A 26,520-nucleotide genomic window follows, 5' to 3' on the forward strand; every position below is an offset into this window, starting at 1 on the left:
TCCCTATCGTTTCTTGGGGCTGCTCGGGGCTTGGTAGCCCGGAGCCAGCTTGGCGTTCTCAACGCCATAAAGCGCCAGCGGATCGCTGAGCCATAGGCGGTACTGTTCCTCTTTGAGGCGATGGTCAGGCGAGCAGTCCACGCTCCAGCGCAGCAGCATGTAGCCCGCGACCGCCGCGCGCACGCGCATCCGGATCGCGCCATCCTGCATCCCGTAGTCCATCTTGATGATTTCGGGGCGCTCAAGGCGCGGATGCGGCACGAAGTCCAGCTCGACGATGCGCGTCCACTGGATGTCGTTGTCCGGCCGTTCGTTGGTCTGTGGCTCCTCGTCGAGCAGGGTCGGGGCTTCGATGCGCGTGACGACGAAATCGCGGAACTCGCCGCTCTTGCGATCAAAGGCACGGACGTGCCAGCGTAGGCCGGTGTCGACAAGTGCGAACGGGACGATGACCCGTTCGGACTCACCACTGCTCATCGAGTGGTAGCGGATGGCGACTGGCCGCTTGGCGTAAATGGCCCGGCAGATCGGAGCCAACACATCCATCCTGGGGTTGCTCAGGGCGGTCGGAGATTCGCACGGCAGCAGCGGTTGCGTTGCGCCGTTCACGCCATCGCCGAAGCCGAGAGCCAGCGCTGACAGCACGCGCTGCGATGCGTGATCGAACAGCGGGGAGAACGCCTGCCCGATGCGGTAGACCTTGTTGCTACCGTCAAAGGTGATGTTCTGCGGCGCAACTTCCCGGTACAGCGCCAAGTCGCGCGTCGCCCCGGCCGGAGCCACGCCGAAACGGTCGATCAGGTCTGGCCGACCGATTTCGCCGAAAAAGTAGAGCCGGAAGTCGATGTAGGCCAACCGCTCGCGCTGGGCGTGGCTCAAGCTCTCGACGCGCTGGGGTTGAGTCACCGATGGCTCCTCATCCAAGACGGACGACCGAAAGGCTGTGATTGGTTTTATGTTTGTCCATTGCTAGGCGGTTCATATCATCAAACTGATGACATTATGCGCCACAACTTGGACTGCAACAACACGAACGTAGCTACGCCTCGGGAGTCGAGTTCGATTCCGTGTTTGGGAATTGAACCGGCGTCCGCAAGTCTCGCGTTACACGAGATGGGATTTGCAGCTTTTGGCGGGATCAGCCTACAATCTTCCTTGATTGGTGCTCAAGGGAATCCATTGCAGCCGTGATAGGCCGCGTGGCGTCGCCTCAGCTCCACCATTTACCCATCCAAACACATCCAGCAACATCCACCTAACCCGCCTAAGTGCGGGTTTTTTATTGCCTTACTGTCCATTTCGGGGTAACACTGTCCAATAGCATCCGGCTTTAGGTGGGGGTAACTCTTAGGGATAACTCCACAATTCAAAAAGGAGTTACCCCCAATGCCCCTAACTGATACCGCAATACGCAATGCCAAGCCCGGTGCGAAGCCTGCCAAGCTGTTTGACGGGCGCGGCTTATTCCCTGCTTGTTACCCCTGCCGGGGGTAAGTGGTGGCGGCTGAAATACCGCTTCGACAACAAGGAAAAGCTGTTGTCCCTGGGCACTTACCCCGACGTGAGCCTGAAGGATGCCAGAGGACGGCGCGACGCTGCCCGCAAGTTACTGGCCGACGGCATAGACCCCGGCGAAAACCGCAAAGCCGTGAAGGCGACAAAAGTGGAACGGGCAGCGAACAGCTTTGAAGTGGTGGCGCGGGAGTGGTACGCGAAGCACGCCCCCAATTGGGTAGAGCATCACGGCGACCGCATTATCAGACGCTTGGAGCGCGATATTTTCCCGTGGATGGGTGGCACCCCAATTGCCGACGTGACCGCACCCCAATTGCTGGCCGTGGTGCGCCGCATTGAAGACCGTGGCGCACTGGAAACCGCACACCGGGCGCTGGGCAACTGCGGGCAGGTATTCCGCTACGCCGTGGCTACCGGGCGGGCAATACGCGACCCATCCGGCGACTTGCGCGGCGCACTGCCCCCGGCGAAGGGCGAACACTTCGCGGCTACCACAGAACCGAAGCAGGCGGCGGAATTACTGCGAACACTCGACGGCTATCAAGGCACCTTCACTGTTGCGTGTGCGCTGCGTCTTGCGCCCTTGGTGTTTGTCCGGCCCGGTGAGCTTCGCACAGCGCAATGGGCAGACATTGACCTTGAGGCGGCGGAATGGCGGGTACACCGTCACCAAGACCGGCACGGCGCACATTGTCCCGCTGGCTACTCAAGCGGTGATGATCCTGCGCGAGCTTCACGCCTTGACCGGCAGCGGGCATTAAGGCTTTTAAGCGGATGATCTCGCGGGTCACCCAAGCCGGCTTATGCTGTGCCCGGCAAAACACAGGCGCTACCTCTCTGCGCCTCCGGCCGCCGTGCCTGCGCCGAAGCATCCCCGCAAACCATGCTTTGATCCGAACCACTACTCCCCACAAAAACATCAACGCCATGACCGCCTCCGCCAGCTGAAAGGGCGAAGCCTGACATGCACATATGACAACGTTCCTGTCACATTAGAAAGCTAAACTTGCCTGACCACTGCCAACATCAAGTTCGTTATGTTCAACCGCTGCCGGTTAGCCATTATATTGGGAATACTGCTGACCACCACCCTGGCTTACGCCGGCGGCTACGTCGACGGCAACGTGGTCTTTAACCCCGCCAAAGCCATCAACACCGGTGCTGTCTCCATCACCCCCACCTTCAACAACGACCAGTTCAACGTCACCCGCGAACAGGACGCCCTGGGCCGCACGGTAGACATGAGCTACGGCCCGCTGGATCAAGTGGCCACCACCAAGGACAAGCGCGGCAATGAGCATGTCTCGATAATGGGTGTAAATGGGTGTATTATTGGTTTATGCTCCGATCTGACACGCTCCAGATAACCCCGGAGATCCTGAGCCTGATCGCCGGGATCGACGAGTTCAAAGGCGCCTGGCGCGCCTTGGGCACGCTCGCGCCTGACCGGCTGTTGGCCCTGCGGTGGGTGGCCACCATCGAGAGCATCGGCTCCTCCACCCGCATCGAGGGCAGCAAGCTGTCCGACCGGGAAGTGGAGCAACTGCTGTCGAACCTCGAGATCAAGTCCTTCGCCACTCGCGACGAACAGGAGGTGGCCAGCTACGCCGATCTGATGGATTTGGTGTTCAGCTCCTGGCAGGACATCCCGTTCACCGAGAACCACATCAAGCAGTTGCATCAGATCCTGCTGCGCTATAGTGAAAAAGACACCTGGCATCGCGGCAACTACAAAACGAACTCGAACAGCGTCGCCGCTTTCGACGAGAACGGCGCGCAGATTGGCATCGTGTTCCAGACGGCGCCGCCTTTCGACACGCCCCGCCTGATGACGGAACTGGTGGCTTGGGTGAACGAGGAACGAGAAGCGGCCCGCCTGCATCCGTTACTGGTTATCGCACTGTGCATCGTGGTGTTTCTGGAAATCCATCCATTCCAGGACGGCAATGGTCGGCTGAGTCGCGTACTGACGACGCTGCTGCTCATGCAGGCGGGATACGCCTATGTGCCGTATAGCTCATTGGAGAGCGTGATCGAACAGAGCAAGGAAGCATACTACCTGGCCTTGCGGCAGACGCAGGGCACGATCCGCACCGATGCACCGAATTGGCAACCATGGCTGATGTTCTTTCTGCGCTCCCTGGCCGAGCAGGTGCAGCGTCTGGAGAAAAAGGTCGAACGTGAAAAACTCGTGTTGGCATCCATGCCCAAGCTATCGCTACAGATTATCGAATTCGCACGCGAGCATGGCCGCGTCACCATCGGTGAGGCCATCAAGCTGACCGGGGCCAGTCGCAACACGCTCAAGCAGCATTTCCGCGCACTGGTCGAACGTGGCACGCTGAACCAGCATGGTAGCGGCCGAGGCGTCTGGTATAACCTGCGCTGATCTTGGTTTCGGACTGCAGCATTTCCGCGCACTGGTCGAACGTGGCACGCTGAACCAGCATGGTAGCGGCCGAGGCGTCTGGTATAACCTGCGCTGATCTTGGTTTCGGACTAGGGTTCGATTCCGTATTCGGAACTGAATACGCACCGGAAAGCATATGAGGTTGAACAGTCTTTCCGGCGACCAAACCAGAGGAAAAACCGCTTGATTGTCCGCAGCCGAACGGCTGTCTGGGTGGCCGTTTCGATTGAATCCGCTTCGCAGGCGCGCTGGCTGGCGATATAGGCATGCCCCGCATCGCGCTGGGCGTCAATGGAGTTGTAGTCCTGATCCAGCCCCTCCTCGGTCGATTTACGGGTATAGACGGCGCAGCGTTGGCGCTTCCTGGCGGGATCGGCACTCATGCACGTCCCTCCTTGCGATCCTTCTTCAGCGAATCGCGTAGCCCGAAGAACGCCGGGCCTGACCAGCGTGAACCGGAGATTTCGTTAGCGATTCGCGTGAGGCTGTTGTAGGGTTTGCCGTTGTATTCAAATTGCCCATCGGACATGGCCACCACGCGGTGCGTCTGCCCCATGAATTCACCAGAGGGCGGCGCGACGCTGCCCGCAAGTTACGGGAATGGTGAACCGCAAGGCACAAAAAGCAGCAAAACAGGATCGAGCGGCGAACAGCTTTGAAGTGGTGGTGTGGGAATGGTACGCGAAAAATGCCCCCAATTGGGTAGAGCATCACGGCAACCGCATTATTCGGCGTTTGGAGCGCGGTATTTTCCCGTGGATTAGCGGGCGACCAATTGCCGACGTGACCGCCCCCGAATTACTGGCTACGGTGCAGCGCATCGAAAAACGGGGGTGCATTGGAAGAAGCGTTCGATCTAATCCCGACAGGCCGCTATTCCTACTGTGTCACAAAGTGATCAGGGGATGTAGCGCAAGGCAAAACCATGCGCCCTTCAGCACTTTATGACACAGCCGGACTATGCCACTTGACTGGCCGACGCCTGCTCCACCGGGCCAGGAACCGGGGCTGCGGCGATGCGGAATCTGTTGCGGCCCGACTCTTTCGCCTCATAAAGTGCCTCGTCAGCTATTTTCACCAAGTCTGCGGGGTTTCCGCCATCTCTGGGTACGATGCCCGCCACCCCCAAACTGATGGTAACGTGATCCGTCGTTTTGGAATGCGCATGAGCAAAGCCCAACGCATCCACGCTGGCACGCAGTTTCTCGGCAATCAAAGCCGCACCACCGGCATCGGTATCGGGTAGCACTACCGCAAACTCCTCCCCCCCATAACGCGCCACCACATCACCGGCGCGTTTTAGCGTTGCATCAAGTGTCTGCGCCACTTTGCGCAGACACTCGTCACCGCCCTGGTGACCGTAATTATCGTTGTAGGCCTTGAAGTGATCGATATCAATCAATATCAGAGACAGGATATTGCCATCCCGTGCGGCACGCAGCCATTCCTGCTCAAGATATTCGTCGAAACGGCGCCGGTTACCGATGCCTGTTAGGCCATCCAGGCTGGAGAGACGCTGCAATTCGGCATTTTTCATTTCCAGCTCAATTTGCATACTGCGTAACGCACGGTAAGCTTCGTCGCGCTGCTGCTGGGCAAGATAGGTGCGAGTGTGTGCGCGAATCCTGGCTATCACTTCAATCTGATCAGGAAATTTGACCAAATAATCGGTCGCCCCCAATTTGAACGCCTCGCTCTTGGTCTTGGGGTCCTCTTTGCTCGACAAGACAATGATCGGTGTAGTCTTGGTTACCGGATTGGCGCGAAAAAACCGCAGCAGCACCAGCCCATCAATTTCCGGCATTACCAGATCCTGCAGGATGACGGTAGGCTGAAATTCAATGGCTGCGCTCATCGCCCTTGTCGGATCCGCACAATAATGCCACGCGATATCCGGCTCGCTTTCCACCATGCGCCGTAGCGCCTCACCCACAATAGCTTGATCATCAATCAACAATACCCGAGCAAACACTGCTGATTCGGTCGATATGTTATCCACTGCTTTGTAATGTGTCTCATTCATAATGACGATACACCTCTCTTCCTTGTATCGGCAGATGTTGGAAAACGCTTAATAAGCGCAGGCGCGATAAGCTCGATAGACATCACCTCCACTGCCGCATTCAGATCGGCCGCCGCCTTGGGCATACCGTATACGGCACAACTGGCCTGATCCTGAGCAATGGTATGAGAACCTTTATTCCGTAATTTCAGCAACCCCTGCGCACCATCCCTGCCCATGCCGGTCAGCAAAACACCTACCGTTACCCCGCGCCAGTTTTCCGCGACACTGCAAAAGAACACATCTGCCGAGGGACGATATACTAGATCGCGTGGCAGAGGAGTGTATCCAAGCGACTGGTTTGGATACATCACCAGATGGTCGTTAGTACCTGCTATCAATACCGTACCTACAACCGGGTGATCACCCTCGCGTGCCAAACGCACATGCAGCGGCGTTTGTTTATCCAGCCATCGGCTCAACTCTTCGACAAACTGGGCATCGACGTGCTGGACAATAATGATAGGCACGGGATAATCCGCCGGCAGATGTGACAGGATATTGGCCAATGCCTGTGGGCCACCGGTGCTTGATCCAATCACCAGTAAACGCTCTCCGCCGCCAATCACGGGATTCACCTGCTGCTCAAATGGAATACAACGCGCACCTACAACACGACGGGTTAGTTTTTCAATCGTCATTATCTTTGACTGGAAGGTCTCGCAGGTATCACAGCCATACACGACACCCTGCATGCTGAGCACTGGCGTATTCACTGCATCCAAGGCTCCCGCGCCCATCGCCTCAAAAACACGGGGTGACTGACTATCCACTGAGCCTGTTACGATCAGAATAGGGCAGGGTGTCGCCGCCATGATGCGCCGTGTTGCCTCCACGCCGTCCATCACCGGCATCATCAAATCCATGAGAATCAGGTCCGGCTTGTCTACAGCACATCGTTGCACTGCCTCGGCACCATCGTATGCCACCCAGGCTATCTGGTGTGCGCCAGTCGCCAGCACGCCGCGGCGCAAGCTTTCCACAGCCAGGATCATGTCATTAACAATTGCAATTCTCATCGTACAGGCTCCCCAATCAAATCATGCACCGCTTGCCGCAAGGTGTCGTCGTGAAAACTGCCTTTTGTCAAATAATAATCTGCGCCGGCATTCAAGCCGCGGCGGCGATCTTCCTCCCGGTCTTTATAAGACACAATCATCACTGGCGTGTGCCGTAAATTTGCATCCTGCTTGATCATGCGCACCAATTCGATGCCATCCATACGCGGCATATCCACATCGGTAATCACCAAACTATATTCTCCAGCACGCACGGTGCTCCAGCCATCCACGCCATCCACCGCAACATCAACCTCATAACCAATCGACTCCAGCAGATTGCGCTCCACTTCACGCACCGTGATGGAATCATCCACTACAAGAATGCGCTTGCCATGCACCTGATTTGGTACGCCACCCGCATCATCCCCGATGCGGATCAATCGCCCCTCTTTTGCCACCACTTTAATCGAATGCAGCATGTCATCCACATCAATAATGAGTACCGGCGAGCCATCTTCCATCAGTGCGGCGGCGCTGATGTCCGCCACCTTACCCAGACGCGGCGGCAACACATGCACCACCAGATCACGCTCACCAAGAAAACGCTCAACCACGAGGCCATATTTTTCATCACGGTCTGCCAAAACCACCACGGAGAGAGTATCCGGCGATTCCGTAATGCCCTCTGCACCCAGGATCTGAGCGGCTGATACCAGACCGACGCGTTGCCCACCAATGCTTGTGAATTGGTGCCCCTCAATAGACTCTATCTCACTCTGTTCAGGCCGAAAAATTCGCTCAATACGGGCCAATGGAAAGGCATACGGCTCGCCTGCAATCTCCACCAGCAATGCCGGAATCACCGACAAGGTCAACGGTAATTGCATATGAAAACGCGTACCCTTGCCCGGATGTGAAATAACTCTTACCGTGCCACGCATTTCCTGAACAGTGTCATGCACCACATCCAGCCCCACGCCACGCCCGGAAATTTCACTGACAGCATCCCTTGTTGTAAATCCAGGCAAGAACAAAAATTCGAGCAGTTCCGCTTCGCTAAGGTTAGTCGCCATGTCAGGGCTTACCAAACCACGATCAAGCACTTTTTTTCGGAGCTTATCAAGATCCACGCCGCGTCCATCATCATCCAGTACAATCGACAACATACCCGACTGATGATAGGCAGACAGATACAAAGTACCTTTGGCTGGTTTACCTGCCTTGATACGTTCATCGGGCATCTCAACGCCATGATCAACAGCATTGCGCAACAAGTGGTTGAGAGGCGCTTCAACTTTTTCCAGGATCTCTCTATCCACCATGGTTTCTTGCCCGGCGATCTCCAACTGCACGTCCTTGCCCAGTGAACGCGCCACATCACGGACCATGCGTGAAAAACCATGGATCCCGTCTGCAAAGGGACGCATGCGACTGGCGATCACCTCACGGCGCAAACGCCAGGAAAGATTATTCAAGCGATTATCGAATGCCTCCAACTCAGCCAAACGCTCCGCAAGAAACTCACGGCTACTGGCAATCTTGCGCTGTGCATCACGCAACTGCGCTTGCACCTGATCATCACGCCGCCCAGCTTCCAATAAATCCCGCAAACCATCGAGCGAAGAAATCAGCTCGGCTTGGCCGCGTTTTAGCCTTAACATGGATTCCGTATAAGGCCTCACCCAACGCGACTCCACCATTGACTCGCCGGCCAACCCCATCAAGCGATTCAACTGTTCAGAGCTGATACGTAGCGCCCTGTCCTTTGCAGGAGCCTCCGGTTCTTTTCGAACAGGAACAAGGGGCGGCGACACCGCAGGCTGAGCGATAGGCGCCTGCGCGAGCTTTACGGGATATTTTTCACCCTGAAGAATGGCATCTAAAGACACCAGCAGAGCATCGTATTCCACCTGATTCTGGCTAACCCACGCATCTGCCGGGCCATCCAGCGTGGCAATACGCGAGATCATGTCTACACCCTTCAAGAGGGCATCAACATGATCGGCATTTAGCATCAACTTTCCTTCCTGAGCCGCTACAAAAACATCTTCCATGCGATGCGCGACCTTCACCGCCGCCGACACACCTACCAATCGCGCAGCACCTTTAACGGAATGTGCCGAGCGCATTAGTGGTTCCAGACGCTTTACTGATGCGGGATCTTGCTCCAGTGCCAACAACCCCTCCGTCAACACTACTGCCTGCTGTTCAACCTCCATGCGAAACAACGACAACATCGAAAAATCGCTCAGCCCACCGCCATGGGCTCCTTCAACCACAGCAGTTTCGTCAGAAACCGGGTGGGCAACAAATGTTATTTCTGGAGAAAATATCTCATGGCTATCGCTCGTCACCGCAGGCGGCGAATTCAACACCCCATCCAGCGCATTAAGCAGAGCGTCAAACTCGCCCTGATGCTCGCCAAGCCAAACCTCGTCCGCTTCATTCAGCGCGGCAATACGGGAGATCATATCAACAGCTTTCAAAAGCACATCGACATGATCAGCGGTTAAAACAATTTTCCCCTGCTGCGCGGCCACAAAGCCATCTTCCATCAGATGTGAAATGCTGACCACCGTCGGCACACCAACAAGACGAGCCGCCCCCTTGATGGAATGCGCCGCACGCATTAATGGCTCAATGTGATTCCGATCGACAGGCGTCTTTTCGAGAAACAGCAACCCTTCAATCAACGCCGCCGTCTGTTGTTCTGCCTCCACACGAAACAGATCCATCATGGAAAAGTTGCCAAGATCCATCATGAAATGCCCCGCTCAAGGGAGGGAAACAGTAGATTTTCATCCAGGCAACCAATGTGCCTCTCTTGGCCTTTTTCTTTCCAGTGCAACATGCCGCACAAATAATTTGTAGCATTATGTATCGCTGTAGCGGGCTGGCTTAACAATTCCAGATGGGTGTACCGCAGAACACCTCTCACCTCACCTACCGGGAATACATAACGGGCATCACCTTTTGCAATCAGCATCATCCGCTCATAGACACCATTGACAACATTATTGCCATGCACATCCCCGCGTCGAATGCCGAGCAATTGCCCAAGAGAAACACACAACTGAAGCTCACCACGTATGTTTACCAAGCCACGCAAGACCTTTCCTCGACGGTGTGGAACACTATGTATCTTGCGGAAATCTACCACTTCTTTAAATAAATGGGTCGGCAATCCAAGCCACTCATCACCTATTCTGAAGACAACCACCGACGAGGCGCTACGTTCCTTTTTTTTTCGCGACTCCCTGGCAACTTCCTCTGTTCTCTCATTTATATATTCCACAGAGGCATTGCGGTCCAACAACTTTCGCCCTGCTTCGGAATAGACCTTACAGTTAACGCAATGAATAACACTTTCTAGCTCAGGGCATCGCGGAACCTCACGGCCCCACACACCGATCTTGTTCCAGCAATCATTGATATCGATTTTATTATCCATAAATTATTATTAACTCTTATGAGAGCCTGGAATCCATTTATCATTCATCATAATGATTCTCTGGGCACGGGAGCGATAACCCTCCCCAGACTTCATATCACCTTGTTTTTCGGCATGCATGGCAAGATGCATCAGTGCCTGATAGTGCCTTGGATCAAGGTAAACTGCCTTGTGGAATAGTTCATTCGCCAAAATAGAATTACCTTCCGCCTCACGTATCACGCCCAAAAGGTAATAAGCAGGCGCCGAACAGGAATAATTCCTTAGGCAATCCTCACACAGGGCGGCGGCCAATGCCAACCCCCCCTGATCCGCATACCGCTTTGCCTCCTCTATAAAGTCAGCCTCAGTCCGCACCGCAATCGACGTGATTTTTTCAAACATATCCACTTTTTTTTGTTTGGGGAGATGCATCCGCTGGGAAGATGATGGAATCCGTCCATTTAAAATATCACGCGCGTTTACTTGCAAGGGGGGGGTTCGGGGGACGGCAGCATATTCCGTTGATTGATTATTTTTTATATAGGCAAATGCACCGCTACGGCGCACATATTTGAATAACGCATTATCAACGCAACCACCTTCAGCATGACCCAAAAAAAGCAATCCGCTTGACGTCAATAATCCGTGCAACTTTCTTAATGCTCTATTCTGGGTTGGACGGTCAAAATAAATAAGGAGATTTCGGCAAAATATGACATCGTACATCTCACTACCAAACAGAAATTCATCGTCAAGAACATTACCACACTTGAAATTGACCGAGCTGCGAATAATTTCATTTAACTCATAGCTATCGTCAACTTTTTTAAAATGTCGGTCACACGCATCACCCTCATCTCCTCGAAATGAATTTCTCCCATAGACACCACGCTTCGCCCGACTCACTATGCGTGTACTAATATCCACTGCATCAATGCGAAAGCTTCCTCGCTCCAGACCGATGTCAGTCAATATCATTGCGATTGAATATGGCTCTTCACCACTTGAACAGGGAACACTTAAGACACGCAGAACCCTTCCATCATTCGTGGGGAGCCATTCCTGAGAAACATGCTCGGCAAGTAAACGAAAAGGTTCAAGATCACGAAAAAACCATGTTTCAGGAACAGTGACCTCGTCAACCAGCTCCTGTAATTCGTTCGCGGAACTCCGCAGCAAGGCAAGATATGCGTCGTCATTTTCCACCTGGCACGACTCCATGCGCCTACGCACCGCTCTCATAACAGTAGCGGAGCCTACGGAGGCGCTATCCAGGCCCATGGCCTTTTCAAGCAGGGCCTCAATCGCCGCTATCATTGAGGCATCCATCACTATGATTTTCAGCGCTATCCGTTTCGTCCACTGAGGTGAAAAACGTCCTATGCAACTGTACAGGCAATAATTTTTCTATATCAATGAGCTGAATAATATTCCCTTGATAAACTGCAACGTCCCCAAGGAATCCCGTGTCGCTCGTATCGACCCCCGACGGCGAAAACGCTGACTCCGGCAGCTTAATGGTGCTTGCAATCCTTTCCGCCAACAGTGCGAGAAGATGGGGGTTTTTTCTGTCGTCCTGAATATTCACCAAAATAATCCGGCTACTTAACCAGGCACGTGAAATATTCCCTGTCATCAATACGGTCAGATCAACAACTGGGACGCTCCTTCCCCGGTAGTTGAGCAAACCCGCCACATAATCTGGTGCACGTGGAATCTCCTTTAACGTAACGTAAGGTATAACCTCAACGACCTGAGTCACATCAAGCCCGTAGCTATCCTTGCCAATCACAAAAAGCAGCAGCATCATATTCAGCCGTTCCGTTTATCAAAAGACTCAGGAGACACTCAGAACCTTGAATCGTGAAACACCATTTTGTAAACCATGAGCTGCGTCATTTAGCCGATCTATGACGACATTCGACTGACGTAACGATTCCACTGTCTGTTGTGCAGATTCACTCAATTGGACAATCGCCTGCTTAATCTGGTCGGCACCCTGAGATTGCTGATGCATGCTGTCATTGACCATTTCAAAGCGCGGCGTCAACGCCTGCACTTGATCAATAATATGCGTTAATTGACCACCAACCTGGCGCACATCCTCAACACTGCGGCGAACCTCATCGGAGAATTTATCGACACTCATCACACCCGCGTTTACCGCGGATTGCATCTCCTTGATCATTTGCTCGATATCCCATGTGGCGACCGCAGTCTGATCGGCAAGGCGACGTATTTCTGTTGCGACAACCGAGAACCCAAGGCCATATTCACCGGCTTTCTCCGCTTCAATGGCGGCATTCAGAGAAAGAAGATTTGTCTGATCAGCCACCTTGGAGATGGTCGTAACCACTGTATTGATGTTGCTGGCCTTTTCGCTGAGCACTTCAAGTTTGGCCGCAATGGAAGCCGATGCTTCGACCATCTTGCGCATGGTATCTTCCATCTTCACCAGCGCATCCTGACCGTTAGCCGCAGACTCGGCGGTACTTTCCGCCACCCTGGAAACTGCGTCCATGGTATTTGTCAGCTCTTTCGTGGTCGCGGAAATCTCTGTCGATGTCGCCACAATTTCATTCACCGTCGCGACCTGCTCGGTCATCGTCGCCTCCTGCTGCCGGGCGGTGGCCGCAATCTCCGTACTCGATGATGTCACCTGAATCCCTGAGCGCTGCACCTGGGCTACCAGAACGTTCAAGTTATCCATCATACGTTGCACACCGCTAGCCAAGTGTCCAATGGCATCTTCACCATGTACCTGAATTTTCCCTGTCAAATCGCCTTCGGCGGCCTTAGAAACCACAGAGGAAATACTATCCACTTTAGTCTTCAAATCCTCCATCGCCACACGTTTTTCTTCGATTGATGACCTAAGGTTATCAATCATTCCCTGTAATCCGGCTGCAAGTTCGCCTATTGCGTCGTTACCGGAAAAAGTGATTTTCCCCGTCAAATCACCCTTTGCCGCCTTGTTGACCACATCAAGAAGGATATTTACTTTATTTCTCAGATCCTGGGTGGTTTCTCGTTCGCGCGCATCTGCCATATCCATCTTGTCAGCCATGGCATTGAAAGCCTGCCCCAGATGGCCTATTTCATCAGCGCTGGAGACGCTAACTCGAGCGCCGATATCGCCATTGGCCCGCCGTGTCACAACATCAATCAATCCCGCCAGGGGCCGGGTAATCCAGCTGCGCAACAAGAAACTGGCCAGTATCAATCCCAGCGTCATTAACACCAGATTCGCGCCTGCACCAATCCACAAGTCACGCTCCACCGTAGCATCCATATCCGCCAGTGAATACGTTACTCGTATCGCGCCATTCACACTGCCGGATGGCACGTTATGACAGGCAAGGCAATTGACATCATTGGTATTTTCCGTCGCCAGGAAGGGGGTGACCACTGTCAGCGCACGCCCTTCCTTGTGACTATCCACCTGAACAATCTGTTCACCACGCAGCGCCTTAAAATCCAGCTCATCAACCGGCTTTTCCTCGGCACGCCCCGGCCCAAACTGATTATTAACGGGTTCGCCGCGAATAACACGCGCATCCATGACGCCCTGCCGCCTTAACACTTTCTTGCGCAAGATATCGCGTTGCGACATTGTGCCCGTCAACATCAGGGTATTCAGGGCATCAAAGTAAGAGGTTGTCATGTCTTTGGTGTGACTTTTGGCCAGATCCAGGATGCGCGCCTTTTCACTAATGCCGGAATAAAGCGTCACCGAGCCTACCACCAGAAGAAAGATCATGGCGATGGTCACATTGACCTTGGCCAGGACAGAAAGACGATTAAGCGCAGGAATGCGGTTGATCAGAGATAACATATATAGAGTGTCCTTTTCCCAAACGGAAATGCAACGAAGCAGCAAAGCAAAACCTACCCCGCTAATCAGCGGCAGGAAATTGCAAAACTTTAACGGAGTGTTTCGTCAGGAAAGGACGGAAAGAAGCGCCATCTGCACGCAGCCTGCGCGCACAAAACACTATCGCGCTTTTTACGATCGGAGAATCAAGGAGTTACAGGATGACAAACAGACAAAGAATCAAAGCTTGCGGTGATTAAGGTGGCGGCGCACATACCAGACAAGAGCTATCACCAGGATAACGCCAATGATCGCATCGAAGCGATGGAAATAAACACCTAATGTATTCCAGTTTTGGCCGAGCTTCATGCCAACCCAGGCCAATCCCCAGGACCAGATATAGGAACCTACAAATGTATAAACAACAAAACGCCCCATTGCCATACGGCTGATACCGGCGGGAAAGGCGATAAAAGTGCGAATCACCGGCAGCAGGCGGCCTACAAAGATAGTGATATCACCGTAGCGTTGAAACCAGCGGTCCGCCAGCGCCAGATCATGATGCGACACGAGAATATATTTGCCATATTTTTCCACCAATGGCCGTCCACCCCATGCGCCAACATAATATGCCACCAGCGAACCCAGCACACAACCCACCGCGCCCGCTAGTGCCACCAACCATAACTGCATTTCACCTGTAAATACCAGATAGCCTGCAAAGGGCATGATGATTTCCGAGGGCAAAGGGATGCATGCACTCTCGATTGCCATAAGCAGTACAACACCGCCATAACCCAAGCGGGAAATGGTGGCAATGATGAAACCTGCAAGCAGTGTAATGATCTTTTCGATCACAAGGCTTTACCAAAAATAGAGTAAAACAATCGCACCAAAAATAATGCGGTAGTAGGCAAACACCGTGAAGTCATGGCGCGCCACATAAGCCAGAAACAACTTCACCACTACCAGAGCCGTCAGAAAAGCAGCGATGAAACCCGTGGCAAAAATTGCTCCATCCTCAGCATGCAAAAGTTCCCGGCTTTTATATAACTCATAGAGCGTTGCCGCGAACATGGTAGGCATGGAAAGAAAAAATGAAAACTCAGTAGCAGCGGTACGCGACAGGCCACTCAGCAGCCCTCCCATTATAGTTGATCCAGAGCGGGACACCCCCGGAAAGAGCGCCAACATCTGCGCCAGACCAACCTTTAACGCGTCCATAGGACGCAGATCATCGACGCTCATCACCCGTGGCTGAAACTGCCGACGCTCAATCAGCAGAATAATGACACCACCCACAATCAGGGCCATAGCCACACTCACCGGGTTAAACAAGTATTCCTTAATGGCTTTATGAAATAACAATCCCACACACGCCGCCGGAAGAAATGCGATCGCCAGGTTCAAAACAAAGCGCTGCGCCGGTGGCTTATTCAGCCCCCCCAGCACACTGAACACCTTGTGCCGGTAATACCACACCACACCCAATACCGCACCGAGCTGGATAAAAATATCAAATGTCTTGGCGCGTTCCCCCGTGAAATCGAGCAGGTCATTCATAATAATTAGATGGCCTGTTGACGATACCGGAAGAAACTCGGTCAAGCCTTCAATAATGCCAAGGATCAACGCCTTTAGCAGCAGTACACTATCCATGGATACCCTCAACCCCATTATACAAACAAGTACAGCACTCTCTTCTTCAGGTGTGCAACCAGATCCAACCTGAAAAACCGGCGAACAAAGTCCTCCATTTTACCCTAAAAACGGTGACTGGAGCGGTTACCAGAAATGAATTGAAGACGCAGGCGGGTAAAAAACAGATGGGGTTTGGGTCACGCCCTGGTGCATCGCACTTCCGAGTGAAAGCTGTGTCCCTGGGAGATACAGTAATCCAGCCATTCGCCAAGGAATTTATTGATTTGCCGTTTCTCGCACAAATTCAACTCACTCAAGATTGGCGAAGGATGAAGGAACTGGAACCGGTGATTCTGGTAACTGAGCACCTCCGCCACCCTCGCATCAAGGTAAATACGAATTTTCATATATGGATCAGATACTAGAGCTCCGTCCGAACGAAAATAGTGCGTCAACGCTACGGTCAGCGTGTACCTGCAACGCTCCACAACTTCCAATTGCAGGTCCATCAAATCCCTCCCCTCGGACAGGGCCAAGCCTTCCATGCTTTGGAGGCCAGGAATAAGCCACGTCAGGCGCTCGAAATTAGCCTCGTAGCAACTCATGTGCATAACCATACTATATTTCATAGATCATCAGTCACCCTATTGAGGACACCCCCCTTTCCCTGTCGCAAGCCAGCCTCTTTGTTTGTATATATTATAGCGTCCATCATGGAGAAATAATTTATAACAACCCGCTTAAATCTAGAAATTCTGCCTCCGCGAATCATCTCAATATCTACAAAATATTTCCCTTGCCCACTAAAAATTCCGCATGAGCGGTCCCACATAGGGTTTGAAGGGTTTGTTGAAATAATCCATCACAAACCGCACAAAAAAGTCTTTTTTCGAGGAAAACGGCCATGACAGAGTTACTCGCAGAAGCAATTGTGGTGTCATTCGCGATAGGCAGTCTCGCAGGCGCGATTACCGTTCTTAATCTAAAGAGTAAAGAGAAAGCAACCAAGCGGGAAACAGAAAATTCGTTACGGCCATAGCTGCACGAAAACCCCGACCAGCCAGAAACGGCCAACTGCCATTCCCAGATCATCCTCTTGTTTGCACCATGGGTGAGGTGATATCTGAAAATGATCGATTGCGATATTGTTCTCGCGGCAAGAAATTTGCTACAGTGAAAAAAGCCGCCACCGAACAAAGGATATCGCTATGCAACCCTCTTCAATCCACTCCGGATCAATCTCATCAGCTCTTGGCTCAGTGAAGGCAATGCTTATGGCGCTTTTGTTCGCGGCCATCCTTGCACCTTGCCCATCCCTCATGGCCGCCGAACCCGCTACAAAGACTGGCAACACCTCCACAACCAAGGATCCACTTGCGGAATTCCTGAAGTCCCTCCCTCCCCCCGTCCAACAAGCCGTCAGCGACTCCATGTTGATCTACCGGAATTCGCCGCGCATCGCCAAGGCAGCCGATCCGAAACGCCTAACTTTCGGTAATGCCGATGCTCCCGTCCACCTTATAGAATGGACCGATATCCGCTGCCCCCACTGCAAACACCTGGAAGAGGCTCTCACGGAAATCCGCCAGGAAGCGCCTCCTGGCTCCTGGAGTGAAGAAGCTCGCCACTTCCCTCTGGATGCGGAATGCAACCCCTACATCCAGCGCTCCGATGGCAGCGGGGTCAGTTGCCTGGCGGCCAAAATACAAATCTGCCTGGCGGGATCAACCGATTTCAGCCGGGTACGTTCCACATTATTCAAGGAACAAACCCGGCTTAACCGTAACCGGATATGGGAAATTGCCGCATCCAACCCCGATCAGCGCAAAAAACTCGAAGCCTGCGTCAAATCACCGCAAACCGCTGCCACTTTGAAAGAAGACCTGGACTACGCAGTGCAACACAAACTGGAAGGCACACCGCTGGTGGTCATCAATAACCGCAAAGCAACGCCCGTACCCGCGATGATCTATACGATGATAATGGTGATGGGGCAGGACAATGCCCCTGGTTTTAAAGTTTTGCCACCGCCCAATACCCAAACGCGTTAAGGACACCACTCACATGGATATAGGCCGGGTAGCGCTGCTGCCCGGCTGATGGGCTGGAGACAACACTCCCGGATCAGCGCGCAGAGCGGCCGGACACCCCCCAGCGGCTGCGCAGATCATCGCGATTGAGTGCCAGCCATTGCAGGGCGATGATCGCACTTGCGGAATTTATTTTCCCTGTTTGAATATCGCGCATGGCATCCACAAACGGCATGGTGAATACCCGGATGTCCTCCCCCTCCGCAGCCAAACCATGGATACCGTTGGCGCAAGATGCGTCCACTTTACCGCAAAACAAACTGATGCGCTCCGATGTCCCACCGGGACTCACCCAATATTCACAAACCGGGATCAACGCCTGAATCAAACAGTTCGCCTCTTCCAGCGCCTCGCGCTGCACCACCTGTTCCGCCGTCTCGCCATGGTCAATAACCCCAGCCACAATCTCCAACAACCATGGTCCATCCGGCGCTGTCAGCGCTCCGACCCGAAACTGCTCGATCAACACTACATGATCCAGATCAGGATCGTACAGCAACACAGCAGCGGCATCACCACGCTCGAACAGCTCCCTCGACAACACCGGACTCCAGCCACCATTAAACAATTGATGGCGCAACCGGTAACGCTCCATGCGAAAAAATCCGGCGTAGCACACCGTTTTTTCGAGTATTTCAACATCTTTCCCCATCTATTCCTCTCCTTAAAGTTCAGGCAATCTAATCAGCATCCTTCAACTTGACATGCGTCATGGTAGGTGAGTATGCGTCGTAGGCATGTATGGTTCATTGCAACGTTAAGGAGCCAAGCATTGGCTGGAGGGAATATTATTCACATTGCCTTTGTGGTGTTGCGGTAATCAGCAGTCCAATTAATCATCAGGCCATGCCAGAAAGAGAATAATAATGCCCATGCCACCGAGCAACCACGTAAGCAGCGGCGCACCGCCAATCATCGCGGGGGCATTGCCATCCAGTCCCTTGATGACGGCGGCGCTGATAATCAAGGCGGCGCCGACGATGGCGGCAAAGGTGCGCTGGTTGGCGCGTTTGACCTCACGGTGAATCTTTTGCAGTTCTTCGGATTGCCATTCCACACGCAGCTTGCCGTCACGCGCTTGTTGTAATACGTCATGCACCAGGGCGGGCAATTGCGGCAGACTTGAGGCCCATCCAGGGATCTGGGCGCGCAGGTTTTTATAAAGTGCGCGCACCCCAAACTGTTCGCGCATCCAACGTTCCAGAAAGGGTTTGGCTGTGGTCCACAGATCGAGATCAGGGTACAGCTCGCGCCCCAGCCCTTCGATATTCAACAAGGTCTTTTGCAGCAACACCAATTGAGGTTGCACTTCCATGTTGAAACGGCGCGCAGTCTGAAACAGGCGCAGCAGCAGATAGCCGAAGGAGATGTCCTTGAGTGGACGCTCGAAGATCGGCTCACAGACGCTGCGAATGGCGGACTCAAATTCGTCAACACGAGTGCCTGCGGGCACCCATTCGGACTCTACATGCAGTTCGGCGACGCGCCGGTAGTCGCGATTGAAGAAGGCCAGCAGATTCTCGGCGAGATAACGCTGATCCTCGGGGCTGAGCGTACCCATGATGCCGAAGTCCACGGCGATGTAACGGCCCTGAGGAGAAACGAAAATGTTGCCGGGGTGCATGTCGGCATGAAAGAAGTTGTCGCGGAACACCTGGGTGAAGAAGATCTCCACGCCCTTCTCTGCCAGTTTTTTGAGGTCAATGCCCTGCTGCAACAAGGATGGAACATCACTGATCGGTGTACCGAAGATGCGCTCCATCACCATTACGTTGCGGCGCGTCTGTGGCCAGTAGATCTCCGGCACGTATAGCAAATCCGAATCGATAAAGTTGCGGCGCAGTTGCGAGGCGTTGGCGGCCTCGCGCATCAGATCGAGTTCGCCGAGAATGGTCTTTTCATATTCGGCCACCACATCGCGCGGACGCAGGCGCCGCGCCTCTTTCCAGTAGCGTTCGGCGAGGTCAGCGACGATATAGAGCAAACCGATGTCGCGTTGGATGACCTTCTCGATGCTGGGACGCACTACTTTGACCACCACCTCTTTGCCGTCGTGCAGGCGCGCGACATGCACCTGGGCGATGGAGGCCGAACCCAGCGGGGTTTCATCGAAGTCCTGAAATACCTCTGTGAGTGGCCTGCCATAGGCCTGTTCGATGATCACGCGCGCCTGCAGCCCTGGAAACGGCGGCACACTGTCTTGCAGTCGCGCCAGTTCCTGGGCAATGTCAGGGGGAAGTAAATCGGGACGCGTAGAGAGGGTTTGGCCGAATTTGACGAAGATCGGCCCCAGGTCTTCCAGGGCGCGCCGGATGCGCACACCACGCGCCTCTTGGGATACGCCAAACCAGCGCCACGGCATAAGATAAAGAAGAAAACGGAAGGGACGGAATAGGTGCGTGGCAAGGACGATTTCATCCAAACCGTGCCGTACCAGAATACGATTAATGTGCAGCAGGCGTAACGCCTGGCCGGGGCGGATCATCCGGCACCCCTATGTTGCATCAGCCCGTGCAAACGGTGGATACGCGCTTCGATCCGGTCAGCGTCGGAACGTAGCATATCGACGCCAGCAAGAAACTCTTCCACTTCATCGCGTTTGGGTAAATCACGGCTTTCCTCGTGCAGGAATTCGGCGGTATCGCGACCAAGAGTGTCCGCCGCGCGGCGGCTCCAGCCAAGTATGTCGCGCACCGCGTTGCCAATCTGGTGAGCAATGACATCGCCGGTCAACTTGGATAACTGTTCTTCCCAGTCAATGTCGATGGCATCGAGAATAGATTTGAAACGCTGCCCCAGCTCGATGTCGCCACGGATTTCCACATCACCGGAAAACAACGCGCCCGGCTCGCGCTTGGCCGCGCCCAGCCGTGCCAAGGCCAGAGGCGTACCGCTCAACAAGGTATCCGGCGCGCCTTCATGGACGCCCGACACCTGCATGCCATTCGCGCTGGGCAACAAATATAAGGTGAGATCCAAACCACGCAGTTCGATGGCGATCACCTTGCCGGACAGCGCAGTGAGACGCTGGAGAGTGCCAGGGTCGAGGCGCAGACAGGCGTTTAACGCAGCATCAAGTGCAGAGAGAAAAAGTGTAGGTACTTGCACTATAGTGCCCTTAAAAATTCGCCACGGAGACACAGGGTACACAGAGGTTTTTTAATGTGGATGTTACGCACCGTCCACGAAAAACACGAAAGGCACGAAAAAGCCTCATAGAACAATCCGTTCGACTGTTGCTTTCGAATAGTAACTGAAATTGCCTGGCAGGCACTATTGATAAGCAACCTCAAGAAAACCACAGCCCATTTTTTCGTGCCTTTCGTGTTTTTCGTGGATCACACTTTCTCGTTGGATGCGTTAGCACACAGGCTCGCCCCTACAACTTATACCCCCGGTGCAACGCCACAATCCCGCCCGCCAGGTTAAAATATTCGCAACGCTCGAAACCTGCGTGTTGCATCATCCCCTTGAGGCTTTCCTGGTCGGGATGCATGCGTATCGACTCGGCCAGGTAGCGGTAGCTTTCGGCATCTCCGGCGATCATCTTGCCCATCAGCGGCAGCAGTTTGAATGAATAGGTGTCATAGACAGATTTGAGCCCAGGCACCACTGGGCTGGAAAATTCCAGCACCAGCAACCGCCCGCCGGGCCGCAGCACGCGACACATGGAGCGCAGCGCGGCATCCTTGTCGGTAACATTGCGCAGGCCGAAGGCGATAGTGACGCAGTCGAAATGATTATCGGGAAACGGCAAGCATTCGGCGTTGGCCTGCACATAGCGCACATTGCCCACCACGCCTTGATCCATTAGACGCGCGCGCCCGGTATTGAGCATATTGGCGTTGATATCGGAAGAAACAACATAGCCGGCCGGCCCCACTTTGCGCGCAAACTGGGCAGCCAGATCACCCGTACCGGAGGCCAGATCCAGTACATGCTGCCCGGCGCGCACATTGCTCATCTCAATGGCAAAACGCTTCCACAAGCGGTGAATGCCGAACGACATGACATCATTCATCACGTCATATTTGGACGCTACGGAGTCGAACACTCCCGCTACCTTGCGCGCCTTTTCCGTCACCGGCACGCGCTGGAAACCGAAGTGGGTGGTGTCGTCTGTTGGTTCGCGTTTATCCATGAGCTTATCCTTTAGGAATCTATGCTGGGTTCATTACGAGCATGTCCGGCCTTTTCAAGGCGCGCCAGATACTCCCGCCAGAAGGTGTCGTAGTTTTCGCCCAGGGTGTAGATCACATTCCAGGAATACAGCCCGGTGTTGTGTCCGTCGTCAAACACCAGACGCACGGCATAGTTGCCGACCGGCTCGATGGCGGAGATATTTACGTTCTCCTTATCCAGCTGCAACACCTCCTGCCCCGGCCCGTGGCCGCGCACCTCCGCCGACGGCGAGTAAACACGCAGATACTCGCATGGTAGCCGGTAGTGCGCGCCGTCATCGAAGAACACTTCAAGCACCCGCGATTTTTGGTGCAGACGGATGTCGGTGGGCCTGGGTTTGTTGTCTGTGATCATTTTAAAAATAAATTCCGCGAATAGGTTCAAGCACGCTTGCTTAGCCATTCCTTAAAAGAAGTTTGGCTTTCGCCCGATGCCTTACCAACTATCAAGTCATCGACACTAATGTCTTCGTCAATGTCTTCCCAATGGATGCCCTGACCCTTGCCAATCAATCGCCAGTTGTTCCGCTCCTCTGGAGTGGCATATGAGAGCCTGGGAAACCAGGCCAGCGGCACTGAAATGGTTCGTCCATCGCTCAAATCCACACTCAAGGTATCCTCGGTTACCGTGACGCCCTCGGCATAGGGAATCTCCATTTCAATTGCCAAAATACCCATACCACGCCTCCGCTAACTGCAGGTGATGTTCATTGATAATCTTCTGGATTTGACCAATTTCTACCCGGCTGAACCCGCCACTACTCTGTAACCTGATTGGATCAAGCCAGAATTTCGCAATCTTGTCATCACGCTCAATATGAATATGCACGGGTTCGTTCCCGTCACCCGCATAAAAGAAAAATCGGTAAGGCCCAATTCTAAGTACAGTCGGCATCTGATTTATATCTCGTCTATGCCTGCCAACCCTACAAAATATACCTGCTCAAATCCTCATCCTTCGCCAGTTTTGCAAGGTGCTCATCCACATAGGCGGAGTCGATCTCAAGCGTTTGACCGCCGCGGTCGGAGGCCTCGAAGGAGAGAGTTTCCAGCAGCCGTTCCAGCACGGTATGCAGGCGCCGCGCGCCGATGTTTTCGGTGCGCTCGTTGACTTGCCAGGCCACCTCTGCGATACGTTTGATGGCATTCTCGCTAAAGGTAAGTGTTACACCTTCCGTCAGCAGCAACGCGCGGTATTGTTCGGTGAGAGAGGCGCTGGGTTCGGTGAGTATCCTGACGAAATCATCCACCGTCAGCGCATCCAGTTCAACGCGGATCGGCAGCCGCCCCTGTAGCTCAGGGATAAGGTCCGACGGCTTGGAAAGATGAAACGCGCCCGAGGCGATGAATAAAATATGATCGGTACGCACCGTACCGGACTTGGTGGATACAGTGGAGCCTTCCACCAGGGGCAGCAAATCGCGCTGCACACCTTCGCGCGACACATCCGGCCCGCCGTGCTCGCCGCGCTTGGCGATTTTGTCTATCTCGTCCAGAAACACAATACCGTTCTGCTCGACATTCTGCACGGCTTTGAGCTTGATCTCTTCTTCGTTGACGAGCTTGGCGGCCTCCTCATCGGTGAGCACCTTGAAGGCCTCTTTGACACGCATCTTGCGTGTGCGGGTACGCCCTGTCCCGATATTCTGAAACAGGCTCTGCAACTGGCTGCTCATATCTTCCATGCCGGGCGGCGCCATGATTTCCACGCCGACGGGCGCGACACTGACCTCCACCTCGATCTCACGCTCATCCAGCTCGCCTTCGCGCAATTTCTTGCGGAATTTCTGGCGTGTTGACGACGTCTCGGAATTGGCTGCCTCCACACCAAAACCCATGCTGCGTGCGGGTGGAAGCAAAATGTCGAGGATGCGCTCTTCAGCCGCATCCTCGGCACGAGTACGCACTTTCTTCACCTCATCCTCGCGTGTCATCTTGATGGAGATGTCCATCAGATCACGGATGATCGACTCCACGTCGCGTCCGACATAGCCTACCTCGGTAAACTTGGTGGCTTCGATCTTGATAAACGGCGCGTTGGCCAGTTTGGCAAGGCGCCGTGCGATCTCCGTCTTGCCCACGCCGGTGGGGCCGATCATGAGGATATTCTTCGGCGTGACCTCGCTGCGCAGCGGCTCGCTGAGATTCATCCTGCGCCAGCGGTTGCGCAGGGCAATGGCCACGGCGCGCTTGGCAGCGGCCTGGCCGACGATGTGTTTGTCCAGTTCCTGGACGATTTCTCTTGGGGTCATTTCGGACATGGTTTAGGACTCACGGATAACGCTCTCACCGTCAAGGTGATAATGAATCGGGGTTGACCGATTCCAGCTCTTCAATGGTCAGGTTATGGTTGGTGTATACACAGATGTCGGCGGCAATAGACAGCGCACGTTCGACAATGGTGCGCGCATCCATCTCGGTGTTTTCCAGCAGGGCGCGCGCCGCAGCCTGGGCAAACGCGCCGCCGGAGCCTATCGCCATCAAGCTGTTTTCCGGCTCAATCACATCGCCGTTACCGGAAATAATCAACGAGACATGCTTGTCGGCCACTGTCAGCATGGCCTCCAGGCGGCGCAGCATACGGTCGGTACGCCAGTCTTTGGCAAGTTCAACCGCTGCGCGTTGCAAGTTGCCGGAATATTTCTCAAGCTTGCCCTCAAAACGCTCAAACAGGGTAAAGGCGTCCGCCGTACCTCCGGCAAAACCGGCCAACACCCCGCCATTATAGAGGCGACGCACCTTACGGGCATTGCCCTTCATGATGGTATTGCCCAGCGACACCTGCCCGTCGCCACCGATCACCACCCGCCCGGCACGACGCACCGACAGGATCGTGGTGCCACGAAATTGCTCCAATGGGGACTCCTCGCGTTATTTCTATGAGATGGATGATTGTACACCATCCCGGCGAGTTTAAAGAAATGACGGGGCGCAGGATTCCCAACGCTACGATTTGGTCTTTTTGGAGGATTTTTTGCCGCCGGAAGCCTTGCATAGCGCCACGGACAACGCCTTGTTAGCCCACACCCGCAACTCTGCAATATCCTCGAGCACGTCTACCGGAACCTCGTAGTACTGCATGGTGTAGCCGGGCCTGTCAGCAAACGGCTGGAACGGCCCCATGCCCGCAGCCTCGTAATCAGGCCGATTAAAGTAGAGGGTGTCACTGGCAATCAAGGCGAAAAACATGCCCTTTAAATAAAGACCAACCCCGCCAAACATTTTCCTGGCGGTCACCTGTCCGGCGCAGCGCAACTGCTCAAGCACATAGTCACGGCACTGATCACTGACAGGCATGATAGCGATGGCACTCCACCGTGTGATCATTCACCATCCCGGTCGCCTGCATAAAAGCGTAACAGATGGTGGAGCCGACGAATTTAAAGCCGCGCTTGGCCAGATCCTTGCTCATGGCATCCGATTCCGCTGTTTTGGCGGGAACATCCTTAGCGATTTGCCGGGCATTGATGATGGGCTTGCCACCGACGAAACTCCAGATATAACGATCAAAACTGCCAAATTCTTTTTGCACAGCCAAAAATAACTGGGCGTTCAAAACCGTTGCGGCCACTTTCAGCCGGTTGCGCACAATGCCGGGATCAGCAAGAAGGGCCGCGATTTTATGTTCATCGTACTGCGCGATTTTTTGGGCATCAAAATCATCGAATGCCACTCGATAATTCTCACGCTTTTTGAGAATTGTAGACCAGCTCAAACCCGCCTGTGCGCCTTCCAGAATCAAAAACTCGAACAATACCCGGTCATCATGGACAGGCACGCCCCACTCGCTATCGTGATACTCCATTTCCAATGGGCTTCCGTTTGCCCACTCACAACGCCGCATTGTTTTCACTCCCGTTTACGCGACACACAACAAAAAAATCCTGCAAGGTTTGGGGGAGTCCCTATGCCTCCGCCAAACCCGCAGGAGTCTCGATTTTTTGGGGTGATACTTATTGTGTTTCTAACTCTGATTCAAATTCTGCCAGATGCCAATGGTGTTGCCTTCGGTATCTTTAACATACGCATAAAGGCCCATATCGGCGATCTGCATTGTCTCCATCACGACGATGCCACCAGAGGCTTTCACTTTCGCAAGTGATACTTTAATGTCTTCGACGGTTATTGCAACCACTGGGCCTTGCACAGGAAATTTCGGGTTGCGCTCGAACATACCGCCATTGATATAGCCCGCCTCCTTCGGCATGTTTTTTTCGTCTACCGGGCCGGTGTGTAGCCCCACGTACTGCATACCCGGCATGGGAAACACCATCGTATTCCACCCAAACACGCCTTCGTAAAATTTTCTCGCGCGGGTGACATCATCGGCCGGGATTTCAAAATGCTGCACTTTGTCCATATGCCTCTCCTCC

At 53.9% G+C, this 26,520-nt stretch carries 28 protein-coding genes and 4 pseudogenes; 5 read left to right on the forward strand and 27 right to left on the reverse strand.

Annotated elements, in window-relative coordinates; all coding sequences use genetic code 11:
* Positions 1-3 precede the first annotated feature (3 nt).
* Positions 4-906, reverse strand: coding sequence for a WYL domain-containing protein (locus M3A44_02580; protein ID MEQ6340550.1), 903 nt, complete (start codon positions 904-906; stop codon positions 4-6).
* A gap of 480 nt (positions 907-1,386) precedes the next feature.
* On the opposite strand from M3A44_02580, the pseudogene M3A44_02585 reads away from it, so the two are divergent.
* From M3A44_02585 to M3A44_02595, 3 genes and pseudogenes are all read left to right on the forward strand, one after another.
* A pseudogene (locus M3A44_02585) lies at positions 1,387-2,270 on the forward strand (integrase arm-type DNA-binding domain-containing protein).
* Positions 2,271-2,582: 312 nt separating this feature from the next.
* Positions 2,583-2,882 carry a hypothetical protein gene (locus M3A44_02590; protein ID MEQ6340551.1) on the forward strand — a complete coding sequence of 100 codons (300 nt, stop codon included), beginning with the start codon at positions 2,583-2,585 and terminating at the stop codon, positions 2,880-2,882.
* Complete coding sequence (locus tag M3A44_02595) at positions 2,855-3,904, forward strand: DUF977 family protein (GenBank protein MEQ6340552.1); 1,050 nt, start codon at positions 2,855-2,857, stop codon at positions 3,902-3,904. Before M3A44_02590 ends, M3A44_02595 begins: the two co-directional genes overlap by 28 nt.
* A 263-nt stretch (positions 3,905-4,167) precedes the next feature.
* On the opposite strand, the pseudogene M3A44_02600 reads toward M3A44_02595, so the two are convergent.
* Positions 4,168-4,308: pseudogene (locus tag M3A44_02600) on the reverse strand (recombinase family protein).
* Complete coding sequence (locus tag M3A44_02605) at positions 4,305-4,481, reverse strand: DUF2924 domain-containing protein (protein MEQ6340553.1); 177 nt, start codon at positions 4,479-4,481, stop codon at positions 4,305-4,307. Before M3A44_02605 ends, M3A44_02600 begins: the two are co-directional and overlap by 4 nt.
* A 44-nt stretch (positions 4,482-4,525) precedes the next feature.
* Here M3A44_02605 and M3A44_02610 point away from each other — a divergent pair, with 44 nt between their 5' ends.
* The gene (locus tag M3A44_02610) at positions 4,526-4,873 is read left to right on the forward strand and encodes a hypothetical protein (protein MEQ6340554.1); all 348 of its coding nucleotides are present in this window, start codon (positions 4,526-4,528) and stop codon (positions 4,871-4,873) included.
* Positions 4,874-4,883: 10 nt separating this feature from the next.
* Here the strand turns inward: M3A44_02610 and M3A44_02615 are convergent, their stop codons facing one another.
* From M3A44_02615 to M3A44_02670, 12 genes and pseudogenes are all read right to left on the reverse strand, one after another.
* A complete protein-coding gene (locus tag M3A44_02615) occupies positions 4,884-5,948 on the reverse strand; it encodes a diguanylate cyclase (protein MEQ6340555.1) in 1,065 nt (354 codons plus the stop codon).
* On the reverse strand, positions 5,945-7,006 hold the full coding sequence (locus tag M3A44_02620; protein ID MEQ6340556.1) for a chemotaxis response regulator protein-glutamate methylesterase: 1,062 nt from the start codon (positions 7,004-7,006) through the stop codon (positions 5,945-5,947). Before M3A44_02620 ends, M3A44_02615 begins: the two co-directional genes overlap by 4 nt.
* Positions 7,003-9,750, reverse strand: a complete 2,748-nt coding sequence (locus M3A44_02625; protein MEQ6340557.1) for a hybrid sensor histidine kinase/response regulator — start codon at positions 9,748-9,750, stop codon at positions 7,003-7,005. The genes M3A44_02620 and M3A44_02625 overlap by 4 nt, the downstream gene beginning before the upstream one ends.
* The gene (locus tag M3A44_02630) at positions 9,747-10,439 is read right to left on the reverse strand and encodes a chemotaxis protein CheW (GenBank protein ID MEQ6340558.1); all 693 of its coding nucleotides are present in this window, start codon (positions 10,437-10,439) and stop codon (positions 9,747-9,749) included. Before M3A44_02630 ends, M3A44_02625 begins: the two co-directional genes overlap by 4 nt.
* Positions 10,440-10,448: 9 nt before the next feature.
* Positions 10,449-11,738, reverse strand: a complete 1,290-nt coding sequence (locus tag M3A44_02635; GenBank protein ID MEQ6340559.1) for a hypothetical protein — start codon at positions 11,736-11,738, stop codon at positions 10,449-10,451.
* A complete protein-coding gene (locus M3A44_02640; GenBank protein ID MEQ6340560.1) occupies positions 11,722-12,231 on the reverse strand; it encodes a chemotaxis protein CheW in 510 nt (169 codons plus the stop codon). The genes M3A44_02635 and M3A44_02640 overlap by 17 nt, the downstream gene beginning before the upstream one ends.
* A 27-nt stretch (positions 12,232-12,258) precedes the next feature.
* Positions 12,259-13,206 (reverse strand): annotated as a pseudogene (locus tag M3A44_02645) (methyl-accepting chemotaxis protein).
* A gap of 144 nt (positions 13,207-13,350) precedes the next feature.
* Positions 13,351-13,656: pseudogene (locus tag M3A44_02650) on the reverse strand (HAMP domain-containing protein).
* 819 nt (positions 13,657-14,475) lie between these two features.
* Positions 14,476-15,093 (reverse strand): DedA family protein, encoded by a 618-nt coding sequence (locus M3A44_02655; protein MEQ6340561.1) that lies wholly within the window; start codon positions 15,091-15,093, stop codon positions 14,476-14,478.
* A 6-nt stretch (positions 15,094-15,099) separates the two neighbouring features.
* On the reverse strand, positions 15,100-15,894 hold the full coding sequence (locus M3A44_02660) for an undecaprenyl-diphosphate phosphatase (GenBank protein ID MEQ6340562.1): 795 nt from the start codon (positions 15,892-15,894) through the stop codon (positions 15,100-15,102).
* A 179-nt stretch (positions 15,895-16,073) separates the two neighbouring features.
* Positions 16,074-16,493: a DUF1249 domain-containing protein gene (locus M3A44_02665; GenBank protein ID MEQ6340563.1), complete on the reverse strand. Its 420-nt coding sequence runs from the start codon at positions 16,491-16,493 to the stop codon at positions 16,074-16,076.
* Between the two features lie 163 nt (positions 16,494-16,656).
* A complete protein-coding gene (locus M3A44_02670; protein ID MEQ6340564.1) occupies positions 16,657-16,968 on the reverse strand; it encodes a hypothetical protein in 312 nt (103 codons plus the stop codon).
* 182 nt (positions 16,969-17,150) lie between these two features.
* Between M3A44_02670 and M3A44_02675 the strand changes: the two genes are divergently transcribed.
* A complete protein-coding gene (locus tag M3A44_02675) occupies positions 17,151-17,927 on the forward strand; it encodes a DsbA family protein (GenBank protein ID MEQ6340565.1) in 777 nt (258 codons plus the stop codon).
* Positions 17,928-18,000: 73 nt separating this feature from the next.
* On the opposite strand, the gene M3A44_02680 is transcribed toward M3A44_02675, so the two are convergent.
* From M3A44_02680 to M3A44_02735, 12 genes are all read right to left on the reverse strand, one after another.
* Positions 18,001-18,618, reverse strand: coding sequence for an NUDIX domain-containing protein (locus tag M3A44_02680; protein ID MEQ6340566.1), 618 nt, complete (start codon positions 18,616-18,618; stop codon positions 18,001-18,003).
* 180 nt (positions 18,619-18,798) lie between these two features.
* Positions 18,799-20,451 carry a ubiquinone biosynthesis regulatory protein kinase UbiB gene (gene ubiB, locus M3A44_02685; protein MEQ6340567.1) on the reverse strand — a complete coding sequence of 551 codons (1,653 nt, stop codon included), beginning with the start codon at positions 20,449-20,451 and terminating at the stop codon, positions 18,799-18,801.
* A complete protein-coding gene (locus M3A44_02690) occupies positions 20,448-21,074 on the reverse strand; it encodes an SCP2 sterol-binding domain-containing protein (GenBank protein MEQ6340568.1) in 627 nt (208 codons plus the stop codon). Before M3A44_02690 ends, ubiB begins: the two co-directional genes overlap by 4 nt.
* Before the next feature lie 271 nt (positions 21,075-21,345).
* A complete protein-coding gene (gene ubiE / locus M3A44_02695) occupies positions 21,346-22,107 on the reverse strand; it encodes a bifunctional demethylmenaquinone methyltransferase/2-methoxy-6-polyprenyl-1,4-benzoquinol methylase UbiE (GenBank protein ID MEQ6340569.1) in 762 nt (253 codons plus the stop codon).
* An 11-nt stretch (positions 22,108-22,118) separates the two neighbouring features.
* Positions 22,119-22,502 (reverse strand): DUF971 domain-containing protein, encoded by a 384-nt coding sequence (locus M3A44_02700; protein MEQ6340570.1) that lies wholly within the window; start codon positions 22,500-22,502, stop codon positions 22,119-22,121.
* Positions 22,503-22,528: 26 nt separating this feature from the next.
* Positions 22,529-22,825: a DUF2442 domain-containing protein gene (locus M3A44_02705; GenBank protein MEQ6340571.1), complete on the reverse strand. Its 297-nt coding sequence runs from the start codon at positions 22,823-22,825 to the stop codon at positions 22,529-22,531.
* Positions 22,806-23,042, reverse strand: coding sequence for a DUF4160 domain-containing protein (locus M3A44_02710; protein MEQ6340572.1), 237 nt, complete (start codon positions 23,040-23,042; stop codon positions 22,806-22,808). Before M3A44_02710 ends, M3A44_02705 begins: the two co-directional genes overlap by 20 nt.
* Positions 23,043-23,073: 31 nt before the next feature.
* Positions 23,074-24,408 (reverse strand): ATP-dependent protease ATPase subunit HslU, encoded by a 1,335-nt coding sequence (gene hslU, locus M3A44_02715; protein ID MEQ6340573.1) that lies wholly within the window; start codon positions 24,406-24,408, stop codon positions 23,074-23,076.
* A 31-nt stretch (positions 24,409-24,439) separates the two neighbouring features.
* A complete protein-coding gene (gene hslV / locus M3A44_02720) occupies positions 24,440-25,003 on the reverse strand; it encodes an ATP-dependent protease subunit HslV (protein ID MEQ6340574.1) in 564 nt (187 codons plus the stop codon).
* Positions 25,004-25,093: 90 nt separating this feature from the next.
* Entirely contained in the window at positions 25,094-25,444 is a 351-nt protein-coding gene (locus M3A44_02725) for a TfoX/Sxy family protein (protein ID MEQ6340575.1), read from the reverse strand.
* On the reverse strand, positions 25,431-25,991 hold the full coding sequence (locus tag M3A44_02730; GenBank protein MEQ6340576.1) for a DNA-3-methyladenine glycosylase I: 561 nt from the start codon (positions 25,989-25,991) through the stop codon (positions 25,431-25,433). The genes M3A44_02725 and M3A44_02730 overlap by 14 nt, the downstream gene beginning before the upstream one ends.
* A gap of 120 nt (positions 25,992-26,111) precedes the next feature.
* Positions 26,112-26,507, reverse strand: coding sequence for a VOC family protein (locus M3A44_02735; GenBank protein MEQ6340577.1), 396 nt, complete (start codon positions 26,505-26,507; stop codon positions 26,112-26,114).
* Positions 26,508-26,520: the final 13 nt, after the last annotated feature.

It is taken from the genome of Gammaproteobacteria bacterium, from assembly GCA_040183005.1.
Taxonomy (GTDB): Bacteria; Pseudomonadota; Gammaproteobacteria.

Bases quoted from the DNA above. Each gene is read 5' to 3' on its own strand.
- M3A44_02595 (MEQ6340552.1), top strand. From the start codon at position 2,855: ATGCTCCGATCTGACACGCTCCAGATAACCCCGGAGATCCTGAGCCTG.
- M3A44_02605 (MEQ6340553.1), bottom strand. From the start codon at position 4,481: ATGGGGCAGACGCACCGCGTGGTGGCCATGTCCGATGGGCAATTTGAA.
- M3A44_02610 (MEQ6340554.1), top strand. From the start codon at position 4,526: ATGGTGAACCGCAAGGCACAAAAAGCAGCAAAACAGGATCGAGCGGCG.
- M3A44_02615 (MEQ6340555.1), bottom strand. From the start codon at position 5,948: ATGAATGAGACACATTACAAAGCAGTGGATAACATATCGACCGAATCA.
- M3A44_02620 (MEQ6340556.1), bottom strand. From the start codon at position 7,006: ATGAGAATTGCAATTGTTAATGACATGATCCTGGCTGTGGAAAGCTTG.
- M3A44_02625 (MEQ6340557.1), bottom strand. From the start codon at position 9,750: ATGATGGATCTTGGCAACTTTTCCATGATGGATCTGTTTCGTGTGGAG.
- M3A44_02630 (MEQ6340558.1), bottom strand. From the start codon at position 10,439: ATGGATAATAAAATCGATATCAATGATTGCTGGAACAAGATCGGTGTG.
- M3A44_02635 (MEQ6340559.1), bottom strand. From the start codon at position 11,738: ATGATAGCGGCGATTGAGGCCCTGCTTGAAAAGGCCATGGGCCTGGAT.
- M3A44_02640 (MEQ6340560.1), bottom strand. From the start codon at position 12,231: ATGATGCTGCTGCTTTTTGTGATTGGCAAGGATAGCTACGGGCTTGAT.
- M3A44_02660 (MEQ6340562.1), bottom strand. From the start codon at position 15,894: ATGGATAGTGTACTGCTGCTAAAGGCGTTGATCCTTGGCATTATTGAA.
- M3A44_02665 (MEQ6340563.1), bottom strand. From the start codon at position 16,493: ATGGTTATGCACATGAGTTGCTACGAGGCTAATTTCGAGCGCCTGACG.
- M3A44_02670 (MEQ6340564.1), bottom strand. From the start codon at position 16,968: ATGATCTGGGAATGGCAGTTGGCCGTTTCTGGCTGGTCGGGGTTTTCG.
- M3A44_02675 (MEQ6340565.1), top strand. From the start codon at position 17,151: ATGGCGCTTTTGTTCGCGGCCATCCTTGCACCTTGCCCATCCCTCATG.
- M3A44_02680 (MEQ6340566.1), bottom strand. From the start codon at position 18,618: ATGGGGAAAGATGTTGAAATACTCGAAAAAACGGTGTGCTACGCCGGA.
- ubiB (MEQ6340567.1), bottom strand. From the start codon at position 20,451: ATGATCCGCCCCGGCCAGGCGTTACGCCTGCTGCACATTAATCGTATT.
- ubiE (MEQ6340569.1), bottom strand. From the start codon at position 22,107: ATGGATAAACGCGAACCAACAGACGACACCACCCACTTCGGTTTCCAG.
- M3A44_02700 (MEQ6340570.1), bottom strand. From the start codon at position 22,502: ATGATCACAGACAACAAACCCAGGCCCACCGACATCCGTCTGCACCAA.
- M3A44_02705 (MEQ6340571.1), bottom strand. From the start codon at position 22,825: ATGGGTATTTTGGCAATTGAAATGGAGATTCCCTATGCCGAGGGCGTC.
- M3A44_02710 (MEQ6340572.1), bottom strand. From the start codon at position 23,042: ATGCCGACTGTACTTAGAATTGGGCCTTACCGATTTTTCTTTTATGCG.
- hslU (MEQ6340573.1), bottom strand. From the start codon at position 24,408: ATGTCCGAAATGACCCCAAGAGAAATCGTCCAGGAACTGGACAAACAC.
- M3A44_02725 (MEQ6340575.1), bottom strand. From the start codon at position 25,444: ATGCCTGTCAGTGATCAGTGCCGTGACTATGTGCTTGAGCAGTTGCGC.
- M3A44_02730 (MEQ6340576.1), bottom strand. From the start codon at position 25,991: ATGCGGCGTTGTGAGTGGGCAAACGGAAGCCCATTGGAAATGGAGTAT.
- M3A44_02735 (MEQ6340577.1), bottom strand. From the start codon at position 26,507: ATGGACAAAGTGCAGCATTTTGAAATCCCGGCCGATGATGTCACCCGC.